General features: G+C 35.5%; 14 protein-coding genes. 4 read left to right on the top strand and 10 right to left on the bottom strand.

Going from position 1 to position 15750, the window contains the following annotated elements:
* Together CDOM16189_RS04305 and CDOM16189_RS04300 are read left to right on the top strand one after the other, a co-directional pair.
* A complete protein-coding gene (locus CDOM16189_RS04305) occupies window positions 1-1977 on the top strand; it encodes a TonB-dependent receptor plug domain-containing protein (protein ID WP_170000748.1) in 1977 nt (658 codons plus the stop codon).
* A gap of 15 nt (window positions 1978-1992) precedes the next feature.
* On the top strand, window positions 1993-2889 hold the full coding sequence (locus CDOM16189_RS04300; protein ID WP_170000747.1) for a DUF4198 domain-containing protein: 897 nt from the start codon (window positions 1993-1995) through the stop codon (window positions 2887-2889).
* Window positions 2890-2927: 38 nt separating this feature from the next.
* On the opposite strand, the gene CDOM16189_RS04295 is transcribed toward CDOM16189_RS04300, so the two are convergent.
* The 5 genes from CDOM16189_RS04295 to CDOM16189_RS04275 form a co-directional block, all read right to left on the bottom strand.
* The gene (locus tag CDOM16189_RS04295) at window positions 2928-3257 is read right to left on the bottom strand and encodes a YnfA family protein (RefSeq protein WP_349304326.1); all 330 of its coding nucleotides are present in this window, start codon (window positions 3255-3257) and stop codon (window positions 2928-2930) included.
* Window positions 3258-3379: 122 nt separating this feature from the next.
* Complete coding sequence (locus tag CDOM16189_RS04290) at window positions 3380-4408, bottom strand: c-type cytochrome (RefSeq protein WP_170000746.1); 1029 nt, start codon at window positions 4406-4408, stop codon at window positions 3380-3382.
* Window positions 4405-5670 (bottom strand): cytochrome b, encoded by a 1266-nt coding sequence (locus CDOM16189_RS04285; protein ID WP_169972779.1) that lies wholly within the window; start codon window positions 5668-5670, stop codon window positions 4405-4407. Before CDOM16189_RS04285 ends, CDOM16189_RS04290 begins: the two co-directional genes overlap by 4 nt.
* Window positions 5671-5679: 9 nt before the next feature.
* Window positions 5680-6183, bottom strand: coding sequence for a ubiquinol-cytochrome c reductase iron-sulfur subunit (gene petA, locus CDOM16189_RS04280; protein WP_169939863.1), 504 nt, complete (start codon window positions 6181-6183; stop codon window positions 5680-5682).
* A 106-nt stretch (window positions 6184-6289) separates the two neighbouring features.
* Complete coding sequence (locus tag CDOM16189_RS04275; RefSeq protein ID WP_169972781.1) at window positions 6290-7213, bottom strand: helix-turn-helix domain-containing protein; 924 nt, start codon at window positions 7211-7213, stop codon at window positions 6290-6292.
* Window positions 7214-7326: 113 nt separating this feature from the next.
* Here CDOM16189_RS04275 and CDOM16189_RS04270 point away from each other — a divergent pair, with 113 nt between their 5' ends.
* Together CDOM16189_RS04270 and CDOM16189_RS04265 are read left to right on the top strand one after the other, a co-directional pair.
* Complete coding sequence (locus tag CDOM16189_RS04270) at window positions 7327-9270, top strand: TonB-dependent receptor domain-containing protein (RefSeq protein ID WP_169972783.1); 1944 nt, start codon at window positions 7327-7329, stop codon at window positions 9268-9270.
* A gap of 9 nt (window positions 9271-9279) precedes the next feature.
* Window positions 9280-10059, top strand: coding sequence for an alpha/beta hydrolase family protein (locus CDOM16189_RS04265; RefSeq protein ID WP_169972785.1), 780 nt, complete (start codon window positions 9280-9282; stop codon window positions 10057-10059).
* A 164-nt stretch (window positions 10060-10223) separates the two neighbouring features.
* On the opposite strand, the gene CDOM16189_RS04260 is transcribed toward CDOM16189_RS04265, so the two are convergent.
* The 5 genes from CDOM16189_RS04260 to CDOM16189_RS04240 all read right to left on the bottom strand — a co-directional run bounded on the left by CDOM16189_RS04260 (window position 10224) and on the right by CDOM16189_RS04240 (window position 15742).
* Window positions 10224-10997, bottom strand: a complete 774-nt coding sequence (locus CDOM16189_RS04260; RefSeq protein WP_169972786.1) for an ABC transporter ATP-binding protein — start codon at window positions 10995-10997, stop codon at window positions 10224-10226.
* Window positions 10988-11950 (bottom strand): FecCD family ABC transporter permease, encoded by a 963-nt coding sequence (locus CDOM16189_RS04255; RefSeq protein WP_169972788.1) that lies wholly within the window; start codon window positions 11948-11950, stop codon window positions 10988-10990. Before CDOM16189_RS04255 ends, CDOM16189_RS04260 begins: the two co-directional genes overlap by 10 nt.
* Complete coding sequence (locus tag CDOM16189_RS04250) at window positions 11947-12984, bottom strand: ABC transporter substrate-binding protein (RefSeq protein ID WP_170000745.1); 1038 nt, start codon at window positions 12982-12984, stop codon at window positions 11947-11949. Before CDOM16189_RS04250 ends, CDOM16189_RS04255 begins: the two co-directional genes overlap by 4 nt.
* A gap of 51 nt (window positions 12985-13035) precedes the next feature.
* Window positions 13036-15114: a TonB-dependent receptor gene (locus tag CDOM16189_RS04245; protein WP_170000744.1), complete on the bottom strand. Its 2079-nt coding sequence runs from the start codon at window positions 15112-15114 to the stop codon at window positions 13036-13038.
* 175 nt (window positions 15115-15289) lie between these two features.
* Window positions 15290-15742 (bottom strand): nitrous oxide reductase accessory protein NosL, encoded by a 453-nt coding sequence (locus CDOM16189_RS04240; protein ID WP_170000743.1) that lies wholly within the window; start codon window positions 15740-15742, stop codon window positions 15290-15292.
* Window positions 15743-15750: the final 8 nt, after the last annotated feature.

The raw sequence follows: 15750 nt of genomic DNA, 5'->3' as shown, positions 1-15750 counted from the left end.
ATGAAGAATTCGTTTGAAAAAGCCTTTGCTTTTTCTATTCTAACCGCTGCTGCTGTTTTGCAAGTTAATGCTGCAGAAGCAGACACAAAACCTGTCAAAGTAGTCTTAGATAAGGTTACCGTAACTGCTACTAAAACGCCGATAAAGGTTGAAGAAGTTCCGGCTAATGTGAGCATAACCACCAGTGATGATATTAAGGCAAAAGCTTCTGCAACAGACGCCTTTAAAGCAATTAAACATATGGCGGGAATTGAGCCTGTTAGTGGAGGAATGTCGGAAACTTTGTTAATTCGTGGCAAAGTTCCATCTATGCTAAGCAACGGTAAGGATATGAACTTTTTTTCAGGCGGTAGTCAAACCCCTCTTGTTTCAATGAACTCAATTGAGCGTATTGAAGTATTAAAAGGTCCTCAAGCAGCAATTCACGGTGCTAAAGCAACTTCAGGTGTTGTAAATATCATCAGAAAAAAAGGCGATATTGATAATCCTTTCATAGAAACTGGAGTCTTTGCAGGCACAGGCAAACAATTTGGAGCAAATCTTAGCCTTGGTGGAGGCACTAATTTTAATGGGGGGGATTCGCTCACTTACTTTCTTGATATAGCTTCATCTAAACAAGATAAATACAAAACTCCAAAAGGCACTATTCCTCATACCGAAAAAGATCAAAAAAATATATTTGCACGTGTTGATTATGCGTTTGCCGATAGCCATGAGATAAGCCTTGATTTTACACAAGATAAAAGCGATAAGACACAAGGCTGGTATGGCTCATATTATCATCAAAACGATTGGAGCAATATTTACAACAATATATACGATACCAAGAGCGGATTTTTAACCTATGAGGGTAAATTTAGTGAAATGTTTTCGCTATATTCCAATTTAGGACTAATAAAGCGAACATATGATTTGACTTACGGTTCCAATACAAAACCTGAAGAATTTTTTGCAAAGAAAACCAATGCCATCTATGATGAAAAATCCTTGCAAGGCGAAATCAAAGGCACAATAAATTGGCTAGAAGATGAAAAACTTAGAAATATAATCGGTTTGCAGTATAAAAAAGTCGATATGAATGCAAGAAATTATGAATTTGAAAAACCAAGCCCTAGCATGGATTATGATAAAACCGAAAAAAATATCTCTCCTTTTGCTCAAATAGAGTATAAGCCTATCCCTTACGCTCTTTTTGTGGCCGGAATTCGTCACGATAGCTACGATACCGCAGGTAAAAAGATGAAAGCTACAAGTCCAAATTTTGGTATTTCTATATTTCCTTTTGCGAATACCGAGTATGACTATACTACTTTATGGGTAGGATATAGTAAAGCGTTTAATACGCCTGCTGCACCACAAAGATATCTACCTAAATTCTTGGGAGGAAATCCTGATTTGAAGCCTGAGAAAGCAAAAGGCTATGAAATAGGATTAAAACAACGCCTTAGTGATTGGGGAAATCTGGAAGCAAGTTACTACAGTACAGATTATACCGATCAAATAAGACTTATAATGCTTCCTAGTGATGAATGGTTATTCTTTAACGAAGGAAAATCAAAAGTAAGAGGATTTGAAATCTCAAGCGAATTTTATCCGACCGATTGGCTGATTTTAAATTTAGCCTATTCAAACGAAAAAACTAAAAATGGCGAGGGCGAAAGACTATACGGAACACCTGATAAGAGCTTAAAATACGGTGCAACTATAGTAGATTTGGCTGGATTTGATTTTTCAATTCAAGCTACAAATGCTTTGGATTTGAAATATAGCGGTGGCTCAAAACATCCTAGTCAAAACAAAACCATTGTCGATGCAAAACTTAGCTATAGATATGAAGTGAGCGGATTTACCCTAACTCCATTTGTAGAGGTTGAAAACCTAGCCGATAAGCTTTATTATAGCCTTGGTGGCGAATCATCGATAAACGAAGGGCGAGTTTGGAGAGCGGGTCTTAACCTAAAATATGATTTTAAATGATATTAAAGGAAAACAATGAAAAAGATGATTTTTAGCATAATAGCATTATGTGCTATGGCTTTTGGTTTAAAAGCTCATGATTTTTTTATAAATTTAAGTGAATCAATGGAGCATAAGCCCGGAAGCATAGGTGTAAATATAGGCTGGGGTCATGCCTTGCCTTTTGATGATTTCTTTATGGGAAACAGTTTAGAGAAATATGAAATTTATGATCCGAATATGAAAAAGACGGAGTTTAAATTTGATAAAACTGCCAACGAAGGTATTGAAACAAGAGTTTATCAAGAAAAACCTAGTAAAGATTTTCCTGAAGCTTTGGTTTTTAACGGAGATATGCTTGCAAATAAAGTTTATTTTACAGATACTTCAGCAAAAGGTGTATATCAAGTAGCTGCAGCAACAAGAAACGTTCAATTCTCTACTTGGAAAGATGAAAAAGGTAGAGAAAAATGGGGCAGAATTTATCTAAATGAGATAAAGGGCGCAAAAGAAATTTCAATGTCTTTGAATTTTCAAAGTTTTGCTAAGGCTTATGTAAGTGTAAGCGAATGGAAAAAACCAAAACCAATAGGGCATGATCTTGAAATAATCCCTATTAGTGACTTAAGCAATTTAAAAGTAGGTGATGAAGTAGAGTTTGAGGTTTTGTTTATGGGCGAACTTTTAAATGAAAAAATAAACGGTATGCCGATCACAATTAAAGCTCATGGCGAGCAAAGCGGAGCAGGATTTATAGGTTCTTACATAAATAGTAATGGTAGAACTAAATTTCGCGTAACCTCTAGTGGTAGATGGCTTGCAGTAGTAAATCTGAGAAAAGACATAAATAAAAAAATAGCCCCTGAGCTAGTCGGGAAAGCTCTGCATAAAGGTTACAATGCAAGCGCTACCTTTTTCGTAAAAGAGAGGTAAAACTAAAAGCAAAATTTGAGCGCGATGAAAATTTGCGCTCAAGCTAGCTTGTTGCCAAAATATATAATTCCCGCTCCAAAGATCACAAAGGCTAGTCCTATGATGTCAAATTTGTTCATCATCTCCTTTTCCACAAATATCATCCACAAAAACGAAGATAGTATATAGATGCCGCCGTATATGGCGTAAATTCTACCTGCGGCTTCAAGGTCGATTTTGGTTAGGATGTAAGCAAATAGTATGAGTGAGATTAGTCCTGCTCCAAGCCAAGTGGGAGATTTGGCAAGTCTAAAGTAGAGCCAAAACGAAAAGCAGCCAAAAATTTCAAAAAACGATGCGGCTAAAAATAGATAGATGTTTGTTATCACGGGTTGCCTTTGTCTAAAATTTGGGCGAATTATATCAGAAATTTGGATAAATTTTGATAGTTAAAATCATATAATGAAGTTGATTTAAAAAGAGAAAAGAGCCTAAAATAGGCTCTTAAATTTTAGTGAAGCTCGCTCCAAACTTTGCGTTTCCATAGCCAGCCAAAGATTCCAAAGATTAGGAAGTATATCATTATGTAAATTCCCAAACTCTCTCTTTCGGCTTTTTTCTCATCGCCCGCTTTTTGCATATAAGCTACGACTTGCTCTTCGGCTTTTTTGTTTAGACCGACTCTTGGCATAGCTGTGCCAGGAAGCATTTTTTGTGTATCGTTGATAAATTTATGCAAATAATCAGCGCCCTTTGAGCGTATCATCATAGATAGATCAGGCGGATTTGACCCCATGTATTCGGCTAAATTTACGCGGTTTGTAAAGACGTATTGTTTTTCGTATTTCATGTCGTGACATCTTTGGCAAGAGTCTGCAAATACTTTCTCATCGCTTACCTCTTTTGGTGCAACTGACTTAAGATAAGCTACCATATCGGCAAGCTCTTGGTTTATGTCTTCACCGCCTGCTCCGAAAAATGCAGGCATCGGGTAAGGATTTTCGTCATTAAATTTGTGTTTTAGTTTTAGCGCTATATTTGGATTTTTTATTACTGCTGCAAGGAAAGCGTCATCATAGAGATATCCTGCAGTGCTTAGATCAGGCGGAACTACCTTATAAGCTTCGCTTGCACTTGCATTATCCATAGGAGTAGGCATACCTGCAGCCTCAAGTCCGTGACAACCCGCACAACCTGCATTCATAAATACTTCCGCGCCTTTTTCGGCGTTGCCTTTTTTGAAGTCTATAGCACCTATTTCAGCCCAAAATGTTTTGTACTCTTCAAGAGAGTCTTTTGCCTCTTGCAGGTCTTTTTCAGCATTTTTTATCTTAGCTTCTTCTCCAAGCTTTTTTGCGCTCTCTAAATCAGCCTCTCTTTTGCTAACTACTACTTCAGCTTGCTTTACGTCGCCCTCGGCAAAGTTGTAATTAACAGGATCTACCTTAGGATGCATGATCGAGTGAGCGTAAGGCTCAATGCCCCAGTATGTTATCAGTGATAGAACAACAACAACTATAAGAATTTTTAGCTCTCTCATTTGCCACCCCTTTTCTTTTCAAGCGTAGTTATGATAGGTAGTACCACAAGAAGCAAGATAAAGAATGTAATCGTTGAGTAAAATCCTATCCATGAATTTGAAATTCCCATTGTAACTCCGTCTGCAGGAAGCTTTCCAAATATCGTAAGAACTATCATATCTATCACTAGTAACCAGAACCATACGAAAAAGCCTTTTCTCTCGTGCGCAGGAGCAACAACGTCGCTTCTATCGTATATCGGCATGAAAAATAGCGCGATACCTGCAAATGCAAACGCGATAAGACCGATATTGTAAGCAGAAAAGCCAAATATATCAAAGAAAAATCCGCGTAAAATTTCATACTGCCACAAGAAATACCACTCAGGATAGATGTGTGGTGGAGTTTTTAGAGGGTTGCCCGGCTCAAAGTTGATCGGATCCATCGCGAAGTTGAAGTGAAAGCACACAAGATAGAAGAAAAAGATCATGAAAAATCCGATATACATGAAGTCTTTTGCTAAAAATCCCGGCCAGAAAGGTATAACCTTCGCGTTTGCCTTGTCGCCTTTTAGGTATTTTTCAGCTTCTACGTCAAAGTCTATCTCCTCGCCTGTTTCGTTGTTTACGTGAGGAATTCTAAGTGTATAGAAGTGAAGTGCGATAACAGCGATTAAAACAAGCGGAAGTAAGCATACGTGAAGCATGAAAAAGCGTGTTAGAGTCGAGTCGCTAACTGCATAGTCGCCTCTTATCCACTCAACTACGGCATCTCCTATCACAGGAATTCCGCCAAATAAGTTTGTGATAACCATCGCCGCCCAGTAGCTCATCTGTCCCCATGGAAGCATATATCCGCTAAAAGCTTCAGCCGAAAATAGTATGAAAAGCAGCATACCGCTTACCCAGATAAGCTCTCTGCCTTTTTTATACGAGCCGTAATAAATCGCGGTAAAAGTGTGAATGTAGATGATTAAAAAGATCACAGATGCTGCAACTGCGTGTATATGTCGCCATAGCCAGCCGTATTCAACCTCTTTCATGATAGTGTAGTTTACGCTGTCAAAGGCTAAATTTATATCAGGCTTGTAATACATCATAAGTAAAAAGCCCGTTACCAAAAGCAATACGAAAAGCGTCGTAAGAATAACGCCCATAGCCCACAAGAAATTGATGTTTTTCGGTATCCAGTACTCGCTAACTAGCACTTTCATCATTTTATTAAGCGCTATTCTTTGATCTAGCCAGTCCATTATCCCTGTTGATTTACGAATTTGTGCCATATTTTCCTCCTATGCCTGAGCTACAAGTTTTTCATACTCAGGACCCGTTTCGCCAAGTACTAGCTTGGTCCCGTCTATCTTAAACGGCGGTATATCAAGAGGTCTTGGAGGAGGACCGAAGGTGTTGATACCGTCTACGTTAAATTCTCCCGCGTGACAGGCGCAGATAAAGACTTGCTTGCTTGCTCTCCACTCAGGAATACAGCCAAGATGGGTGCAAAGCGCTATGGCTACTATGTATCTTGAATCCCCGACTACTACGTCTCTTTTGTCGTTAGCAGGCATATTTGCATCTTTTTTTAGAATAAAGATAGGTTTTTTACGCCATTCGATTTGGCGCATTTCACCGTCTTTCATGGGACTAAGATCTACGGTAGTAAATCCTGCCGCTTTTACGCTTGGGAGCGGATCCCAAGTTTTTTTGACGGCTACAAGCGAAAAAGCACCGCCTACGGCAGCAACCGCACCGAATGCCAATCCGATAAAATTCCGTCTGTCTTGTGTTACGGACATTAGTTTCCTTTCTTATAATAATTTTTAGCTATTATATCTTTGTAAAGTTTAAAATCTCATTTTATTGGCTAAAAATATAAAATTTTAAGTTATATTAAGTAGTTTATTAGTAATAATATTCTCTTGTTTTCATTATATCTTTTGGCGAAATATTATAGTGCTTCTTGAAAGCTTTGGCGAAATAACCTTGATTTTTAAATCCTACGGCTGCTGATATTTCCGATATATTCATTTCCGAATTTTTTGCTAAATCAAAAGCGTGTTTTATCCTTTCTTTATGTAAAAATTCATAAGGAGTTTGATTAAATAGCTTTTTAAAACCGAATTTTAACTTAAATTCATTTAGTTTGATCTTTCTTGCAAGCTCTTTTATACTAGGTGGATTTTGGATATTGGATGCTAAAATTTCTTTTGCTTTTATTATTGCTGCTTTGTCAAATTCACTCAAGATGACATGATTGTTTTGTTTTTTATATCTCTTAAGGTTAATAAATTCATTATGTATTAGCTCCAAAACCTTGCTCTCTACAAATAGCCTATCTAATGGATCATCGCTATTTAAATTTAAAATTTGATTTAAGTAAAATTGGGAGCATAAATTGGTTTTTGACTGTTGTAAAACTTTGTTTTCAAAAGGGTTTATAATATCTGAAAAATTATTTTTTATAAAGTTGTTGCTTATAAAAATTCCTGCATTTATATTATTTTTCCCTTGTTCGGCTTGTAAATCTGCCAGTAGATTGTTTGCGGTTGATATGGTGGTTAAATTATTGCAATATTTTATTTTTGAATTAAACGTTTTTAAAGTAGCCCCTCCTTCAATAGTAAAATTTATAAAAAATCCATTAATAGGATAAAGATCGTTTATGATTTCAGTATCGTTTTTAAAACTAAATTTTTGTATCCAAAAATCCATATCATCATTGATTTGGACTCTTTTTGTAGATATCCTCATCTCTTTTTCGTCAATGTCTCCGCCATCATAACGATGCAGTTTTTGATAAATTTCATCTACTTTAATTTTTTTCACAAAAATTCCTAAAATCGTAAAAATAAATTCTTTGAGTGCAAAAATATTATTGATACCAAAACTCAAAATGATTATACTACTATTTGATAATTTTTTTACTTAAAGGGTTTATTGTGATAAAAAATAGTTTAATACTAAGTATTGCCGTTTGCGTAAGTTGCTATGGGGCTGATAGTCTAAGGCTTGACGAGGTAACCATAACCGCACAAAAAACCGATGAAACAGCCATAGATGTTCCTGTATCTATGGGAATTTTAAGCGGAAATGATTTGGATGATAGACAGATAAATAAATTAGAAAATATAACTAACTTGACCTCAAATTTATCGATATTTAACGCGAGCGGAATAGTTTCTCCGAACATAAGAGGCATAGCTTCAAATACTGCTTTGCAAAATTTAAATGTGGGTCTTTATGTAGATGGTGTAAGTTATTTGGGAACATTGGGAAACAATCTGTTTTTGGAGGATATTGAAAGGATTGAGGTCTTAAAGGGTCCTCAAAGTATACTTTACGGGAAAAATGCTTACGCAGGAGCTATAAATATAGTTTCTAAAGAGCCCACGAACGATCTTGAATCAAAAATTGGTTTAAAGCTTGGAAGTGATAATCTAAAAGGGCTAAATTTTAGCGCAGGAGGAGCAATAGTAGAGGATAAATTTTTAGCTCGCTTGAACGGTTTTAGTAGGAGAAAGGATGGTTTTGTATACAATGAGTATCTAAATAAAACAGATGATTATGAAAAAACAAATTTTGCAAAACTCTATCTTAAATTTAAACCTACCGAAAGTTTAAATTTAGATTTGATACAAAGCCTATATAATAGTAAAATAGGGGCTCCTGCTATGAATCTTTCAAATGCTAAAGATTTGAGAAAAGTTTCTAATAATATTGAAGGTAAAGGCAACTTAAAAAATTACGAAAATTCTCTTAAATTAAGCTATAAATTTAAAGATTACGAATTTACCTCCCTATCTACTTTTAGAAACTATAAAGATAATAGAATTTATGATGGAGACAATACTCCTGCCTCTATGATTGGGGTTAGATCAAGTCATTTTCAAAAAGATTATTCGCAAGAATTTAGATTTGTAGCCGATAAGGATTATGGAAAATTTCTTGCGGGAATCCAAGGCTCTATAAGCGATGTAAAAAAACGCATAATTATTAATGATGTTATGCTTTACAGCGATACTAAAACAAAAACAAAAGGATATGGATTTTTTTCACATAATGATTTTTACATTACACCTGCCTTTACGTTAATTTTGGGTATGAGGTTTGATAAGGACGAGGCTAGATTAAAACACCATTTACTAGCCGACGATAAAAAGGATACTTATAATGCATTTTCTCCGAAATTGGGGCTAAAGTATAAAATCAACGAAAATTTTATGAGCTATATATCTGTGTCCAAGGGGTATAAGGCCGGTGGCTATCTATTTTCTGCGCCGATTGATAAAATGTGGTATGACAAAGAGACTCTTATCAATTACGAGTGGGGTTTTAAAACGACTTGGGATAAATTTGATCTAAGTGGAGCCGTTTTTTACGCTGATATAAAAGATAAGCAGGTGATGACGGCGGTGACTCCTTTGCTTTCCTATGCTGCAAATGCCGCAAAAGCTAAATCTCAAGGCTTTGAACTTGAAGGAAATTACTTTATGAGCGATAGCTTAAAGTTTAATGCCAGCTTGGGATATGCAAAGAGTGTTTATAAAACTTTTAAAGATGCCAAAGGGGACTACAAGGGTAAATATGTAAATTATGCTCCAGAATGGACCTATACAATAGGAGTTGACTACTATTCAGGCGGAGGATTTTTTTGGGGTGCTTATTTAAGGGGTCAAAGCAAGATGTATTCTGATGAAAACAATATATATTCAAGCAAAGGATATATGCTGATAGATGCCAAAATAGGTTACGATAGTAAAAATATAGGAATTTATCTATATGCAAATAATATTTTTGATAAAAAACATGATACGAACTACGGAGCATATACCTTTATGTCGGAACCACGAGAAGTCGGTGTAAAATTTGAGTATAAATTTTAAGGGGAAACTATGAATATCTTTAAATTTAAAGACGGTAAAGAGATGAGCTATGTCGATTTGGGAAGTAAATTTAAAAGAGCTATAGTTATTCATCATGGGATTGCGACAAGCCCAATAGACGAAGATGAGTGGAATCGGTTTTGTAATGATAGGGAGATTAGAATGATACTCCCTAACAGAAGCGGGCATGATGGTAGTTCTTATTTTTACGAGAGTAGTTATATTGAGCTTGCAAAGAGGTTCGATGAGCTTTTAAGCTCTATCGGAGTAAAAAAATTTAGCGTTATCGGTATCTCTGCAGGTGCTCCGCATGCATATGCGAATGCTATTGTAAGTGCCAAAAAAGCTCATAGGGTTTATATATATAGTGGGCTTGGGGCTTTATATGATGATGAGGTTTTAAAAGGATATGGTGAGTATTATGATGAGATAAATGAGCTATATAGATTTGCCAGAGAAAATTCTCAAGAAGACATAGGTAAAATTTATCTGCAAAAATATGGACAAAGCTACGGAGATGATTATTTAAAACAGCTTATAAAAGAGAGATATATTGCTATGGGATATGATATAAAGCTTCAAGCGATGCCTTGGGGATTTAGAATAGAAGATGTAAAGCAACCCATAACTATACGCCACTCTATAGCCGATAATGAGGTTCCTTATGAAGCTGCGCTAAAAACTGCAAATTTAATCAAAAATGTAAAATTTATATCGGTTCAAAATGATCCGCATTTTACTGTTGAGAGTATAGTTGAGTTTATAGATATGATCATAAGCGAATTTTAATTTATTTGATGTTGTTTTTTAAAGAAATTATGGATCTTACATTAGATGAAAATGCAAACGAAGACGATAGTGCTATAAATATCAAGTATATTTTTATATTGAAGCAACAAAAAATAAAATATTATTTTGGCTATTGCTCACTATAAAATTTATAGATAATTATTCTATACACTCCATTTGGGCAATAATCTTGATTTGTTTTCTATGTCCAAATTTATAAAATCTATATTAAAAATATCACTTAAATTTCTGTCGGTTAAAATTTCACGAGTGTTGCCAAATTTATATCCATCAATACCGTTTAAAAGTAGTGTCTTGTCTGCCACGGCAAGAGTATGATCGGGATAGTGCGAAGTAAAGATGATACACATTTTATATTCTATATTGAGTCTTTTTATAAGGTTTAAAATAGCATTTTGATGAAACACGTCAAGATATGAAGTCGGCTCATCCATGATAAGTATTTTAGGATTTAGCACAAGTGATCTTGCGATTAAGACAAGTTGCAGCATTCCTCCGCTTAATTCATCAACATCCAAATTTAAAAAATCGCTAACACCTACTATATCGGCTACCTCTTCAACTCTTTTTTTGTCGCTTTTGCTAGGTCTTTGAAATATACCTATATTTGCATTTATGCCCATAAGTATCATATCTTTTACTTTGAAGCTAAAGGCTATTTTTTCGCTTTGCGGAACATATCCTGTTAGTTTTGCACGACTTTTGTTATCGAGTAACGATATATCGTTGTTGTCTATTAAAATTTTTCCACGGTTAGTTTTTAAGATGCCTAAAATTATCTTGAGAAAAGTGGATTTTCCAATACCGTTTTTTCCTAAAATGCCAAGAGTCTCTCCGGAATTTAAACTAAAATTTAAATTTCTTAAAATTTCTTTTTTATCGTATGAAAAGCTTAAATTTTCTACCTTTAAGACCATTTTTTGCCTTTTTTAACCATTATCACGCCTATAAGAGGAGCTCCTACAAGAGCGGTTAAAATACTAAGCGGAATTTCCGCCGAGCTAACGCTTCTGGCTACATTATCCGTAAGCATTAAAAAGATACCCCCAAAAATAGCTGAAATAGGTACTAAAGAGGTGTTATCGGAGCCAAATATCAATCTTGTAATATGCGGGACGAGCAGTCCTACCCAGCCTATAATCCCTGCTATGGCTACACTGGTGCTTGTGATAAGTGTGGCAAGAACAACAAATATAAAGCCTAAGAATTTATTTTCGCCAAAAATGCTTGCTTGCTCATTGCCAAGAGATAATATGTTTAACTTCCATCCCATTAGGCTTAAAATAACAAGTCCTATGGTGCAAATCGGAGCTAAAATTATCACATCGTCCCACGATATGGCATTTAGGCTTCCCATTAGCCAATATACTATGCTTGGGAGCTTTTCTTCGGTATCTGCTACGTATTTTACAATAGAAATCAAAGCTTCAAAAATAGCTCCTGTGATAATACCTGCTAAAACCAGCATAAGTTTTGAGTTTTTATTGACCAAAGTGCCTAAGGCATAAGATATCATAACAGCCAAAAATCCAAATATAAAAGCTCCGATTTGTGTGATAAACGGATTTGAAAAGATTAAGATGCAAACTACCGCACCAAATCCGGCTCCGCTTCCTACGCCAAGTATATTTGGGCTAACGAGCGGATTTTGAAACATGGCTTGGAAGATGACTCCTGCTACACTTAGGCTTGCACCGACTAAAAAGGCGACTATAAGCCTTGGCAAGCGTAAATCAAAAATAATCGTTTGTAAGGTATCAAAATCATTTGTGTAGTAATTTCTAAGCTCTTCAAGTGAAATTCGTCCCACAACTATAGAGAAGACAGATACTAGCGCGAGTAAAAATAGTAAGAAGATATATTTTTTCATTTAGTCTTGAAAAAATCGTAAAATTTGCTATCGCCGTTCATATCAAAGCGTAAAATTTGAGCTATATCGTCATCCTTTAAGTCATACTCATAAAGTATTTTATAGCTTTTTCTCATCTCTTCTACCAAACTCAAATGATTTTGCCCTGAAAAAAGTATGCTAAACCATAGCCATGCAAGGTGTGATTCACCGGTGGGCGGCTCCCACATATCTCCGCCAATAGGCATTTTGTAAATAGCTTTATTTTTTACCGCTTTTACGCTTTTTAAAAGCCTGTCTTGAAAAAAGTCATTTGGGGTTAAATTATCAAAGTTGCTAAGAAGGATAATATCAGGATTTTGCGCAATAATCTCTTCTTTATTGATTATCCTAAACCCATTGAAATTTGCTATATTTTTTCCACCGCTTAACGAAATTTCATAATCAAAATATGTATTTTTACCAGCGGCTTCAAAGCTCTTGTCTCTTCCAAATATAAACAAGACTTTCGGCTTATTTTGAAGACTCTTTGTAAATTCTTCTATTTTTGCTCTGGTTTGAGCTCTATTGTTTAAAATTTGTGCTACTCTATCCTCTTTTTCGTAAATTTTACCTAGCATATCAAACCAGAAAAGCGGATCTTCTTCCGTTCCTCTTAGATTTACAAGCGCTACGTTTAGGCCTACTTTCTTTAGCGGTTCTATAAGCTTTTCTCCTCTCATACCCCATTGGATTACAAGTTCCGGAGAGAGTTTAATAAGCTCTTCCATGTTTGGCATAAAATCATCTCCTATACCTCCAACCGGAATTTTAGAAGAGCCTTTTATCATTTTTGATAGCATTGCGCGATTAATATTTTTTTTGGCCATAGGATGGATAGAAGCTAGGCGAGATGTGTTATTTTCTACACTAAGAGAAAATGAAGCTAGAGGTATCGGAAATAAGGCAACGCTTTTAATGGACTCTTTAAAATAGAATTTATTGCCATTTTGATCTGTAAATTCTACCGCATTTAAAGATAAGCAAAAAGCTATAACCATCGCTAAAATTTTCAAATTTATCCTTTTAGTTGAAAATAGGGCAGGCTTATAGCCTTGCCCTTAAATTTAAAAACTTGCTTTAAATCCAAGCTTGAAATTTCTGCCCGGATTTAAAAGTGGGTTTGTCGCACTTCTTGGCTGCGCTATCGCTTCATAGCTTAAACTCGGAGCATACTCTTTATTGAAAATATTTTCAACACCAAAATTTAGGCTAAGATCTTTAAGCATGCCAAATTTGCCAAAGCTTTTTCCAAAATATATGTTATGCACAAAATATCCGGCTCTTTGTTTTTCCATGCTTTCATCTATGCGCGTTTTGCGTGCAGCCCAATCACCGCTATACTCTATATATGAATTCTTAAGGAAAGTAGAGGAGTATGAAAGTGCTACATGTCCGCTAAGAGGCGCGATCTCAGGCAAAGGCTTACCGGTGTTTTTATTTTTGCCTCTCGTGTAAGCAAGGCTGGTTTTAAACTCTAAAGAATTTAAAACTTTATAGGCTAAATCAAACTCAAGCCCGCTAATTTTCGCTCTATTTATATTTTGAGCCTGATAATAAGTCGTTGCGCCTGTGGTCCAGCTTTTTTCTACGATCAAATCTTTATAATCTCCCGTATAAAATATCAAATTTGATCTTAGCATTTGGTCGCTATATCTAAGTCCGGCTTCGTATGTTACACCTTTTTCTATTTTTAACTCCGGATTTGGAAGATAAGCTTCGGCTCCGGAAAATGTTAATATAGGAGCTACTTCACCGCTCATAGGCGCTCTAAATGATGTGGAGAAATTTCCTACAAATTCCAAATCTCCAACCAAAGGATAGATAAGACCAAGCCCATAGCTAGCTCTTGAGTCTTTTCTATTATTTGCGTTTTCATATAGTTTTTTTACAGACGGACTCATGCTGCTATCCATATCAAATGAGGTTTTGATATGGTCGTATCTTAGGTTTGCGCTTAAAATGGCTCCATTGTTAAAGCCATACTCAAGCAGGCCAAATCCTGCTACATCAAGCTGCTTAGTTCTGAGTCTATTTCTAAATTTTGGTCCTTTGTTTATACTTTGATAAACGCTATCCCAATCTTCATAATAAAAGTCTATTCCGTAGGTTTGAGTTAAATTTTCTCCTATGTATTTTCCTATAAATTTACCGCCATATACTTCAGGTCCATTAACGTAGTTATCAACTTGTCTTGGTGAGAATGAGCCTATATACGGTCTTATGTTAAGATGCGTAAAAAGCTCTCTATAGTATAAGCTAGAGTCTAAAATAATTTTGTTATTTATATTGGCATCATAATTAATAGCTATATATTTTTCCCTGAGAGGATCTTCTCTGATATATTTTTGAAATCCTTTTTTGTTAGCTGTTCCTGGAGCTCCTACAGAGGTGCCGACAACACCTCTTTTAGACTCGGTGTATCTTGTTACAAGTTCGATTCTATGATGGTCGGCAAAGCTATATCCGCCTTTAAAGTCTAAGCTTTTATAACTATAGTTTGTATTATCTATCTTTCCGGCAGGGGTCTTATATTCTTTGCCGTTTTTATAATTTAATCCAAGTAAAGCGTCAAATCCATTTCCGACAAACCCGAGCTGTAGGCGATTTTGTGTCCCTTTATTTACGCTTTGATATTGTGAGCTTATGTAGGTATCAGAGAGTTTAAATTCTCCAAAGACATCTCCGCTTGCTCTTTTTGTTACCAAATTTACTATACCGCCAAAGGCGTCTGTACCATAAAGCGTGCTGGCAGGACCTCTTATGATCTCAATTCTCTCTATTTGATCAGGGCTGAAAATAGAATATTCAAATGCTGGCCTACCTCTAAATCTAAGTCCGTCAATAAACATAGGAACTCTATAATCAGACGAGCTAAATCCTCGAACGTTTATAGTTCCTGAGTCCATTCCTTCATTTACCATCGATACCCCCGGTGCCTCGCTGATTAAAGAAGGGACACTAGTGCCGATTTTTCTTTCAATAGTTTCTTTGTTTATTGCCGATATGCTTTTGCTGATTTGATCCATGTTTTGAGAAGATCTTTGAGCGGTTACAGTAACGCTATCTAAGGCTTTAAGATCAATATTGTCATTAGCCATTAAAACACCGACAAGAGCAAAGCTTAGCATAACTTTTCTTTGCATAGAAATCCTTTTTAAATAGTAATAAAACGGCTATTCTATCAGAAATGATAATAATATTCAATTGATTTAAATCAATTGAATTGATACTAAAATTTAGAAATAATTTACATTGTAATATCATATTGATATGTTGTATATAAAGAATGTGGCTAAGGCTTTTAAAGGTAAGAGTCGGCTAATTTAAATAATCAATTAGTTTAGCCGTAATCTTTGAAAATGGTAATATGGCATGACCTGAGTTTTTGCTCGCAAATTCTTTTGCATCAGCCTCTAGTGCAAATGGTATCAGATCATCACCGCTTGCACTAACTATCCTAGAGCCAAAAACATAAAACGCTTCAGAGGCTTCAATTAGCTCTCCAGTTTTAAAATCGGTAACTAAAAGCCTGTTTATAGGCACAAAGTGGTGGTTTAGCTTGTAAAAATAGTGAAACATCTGTTTTGATGAGCTAAAAAGGATTTTTTTATTGTCTTTATATTCTATAACGGCTACAAAATTTGGACTTTTAAAAACATCTATAAATTTAATAGGGCAGGTTGAGTTTGTATCGGAAAAATATGGATCATTTTTATCAAGCCCATAGGCAAAATTTAAAAACAAAATCAGGATAATAGAAAATTTTTTCATTTTGTTCC

The organism is Campylobacter sp. RM16189 (assembly GCF_012978815.1).
GTDB lineage: Bacteria > Campylobacterota > Campylobacteria > Campylobacterales > Campylobacteraceae > Campylobacter_A.
The sequence above is the reverse complement of the archived record's forward strand: the minus strand, read 5'-3'. Positions and strand labels throughout refer to the sequence as shown.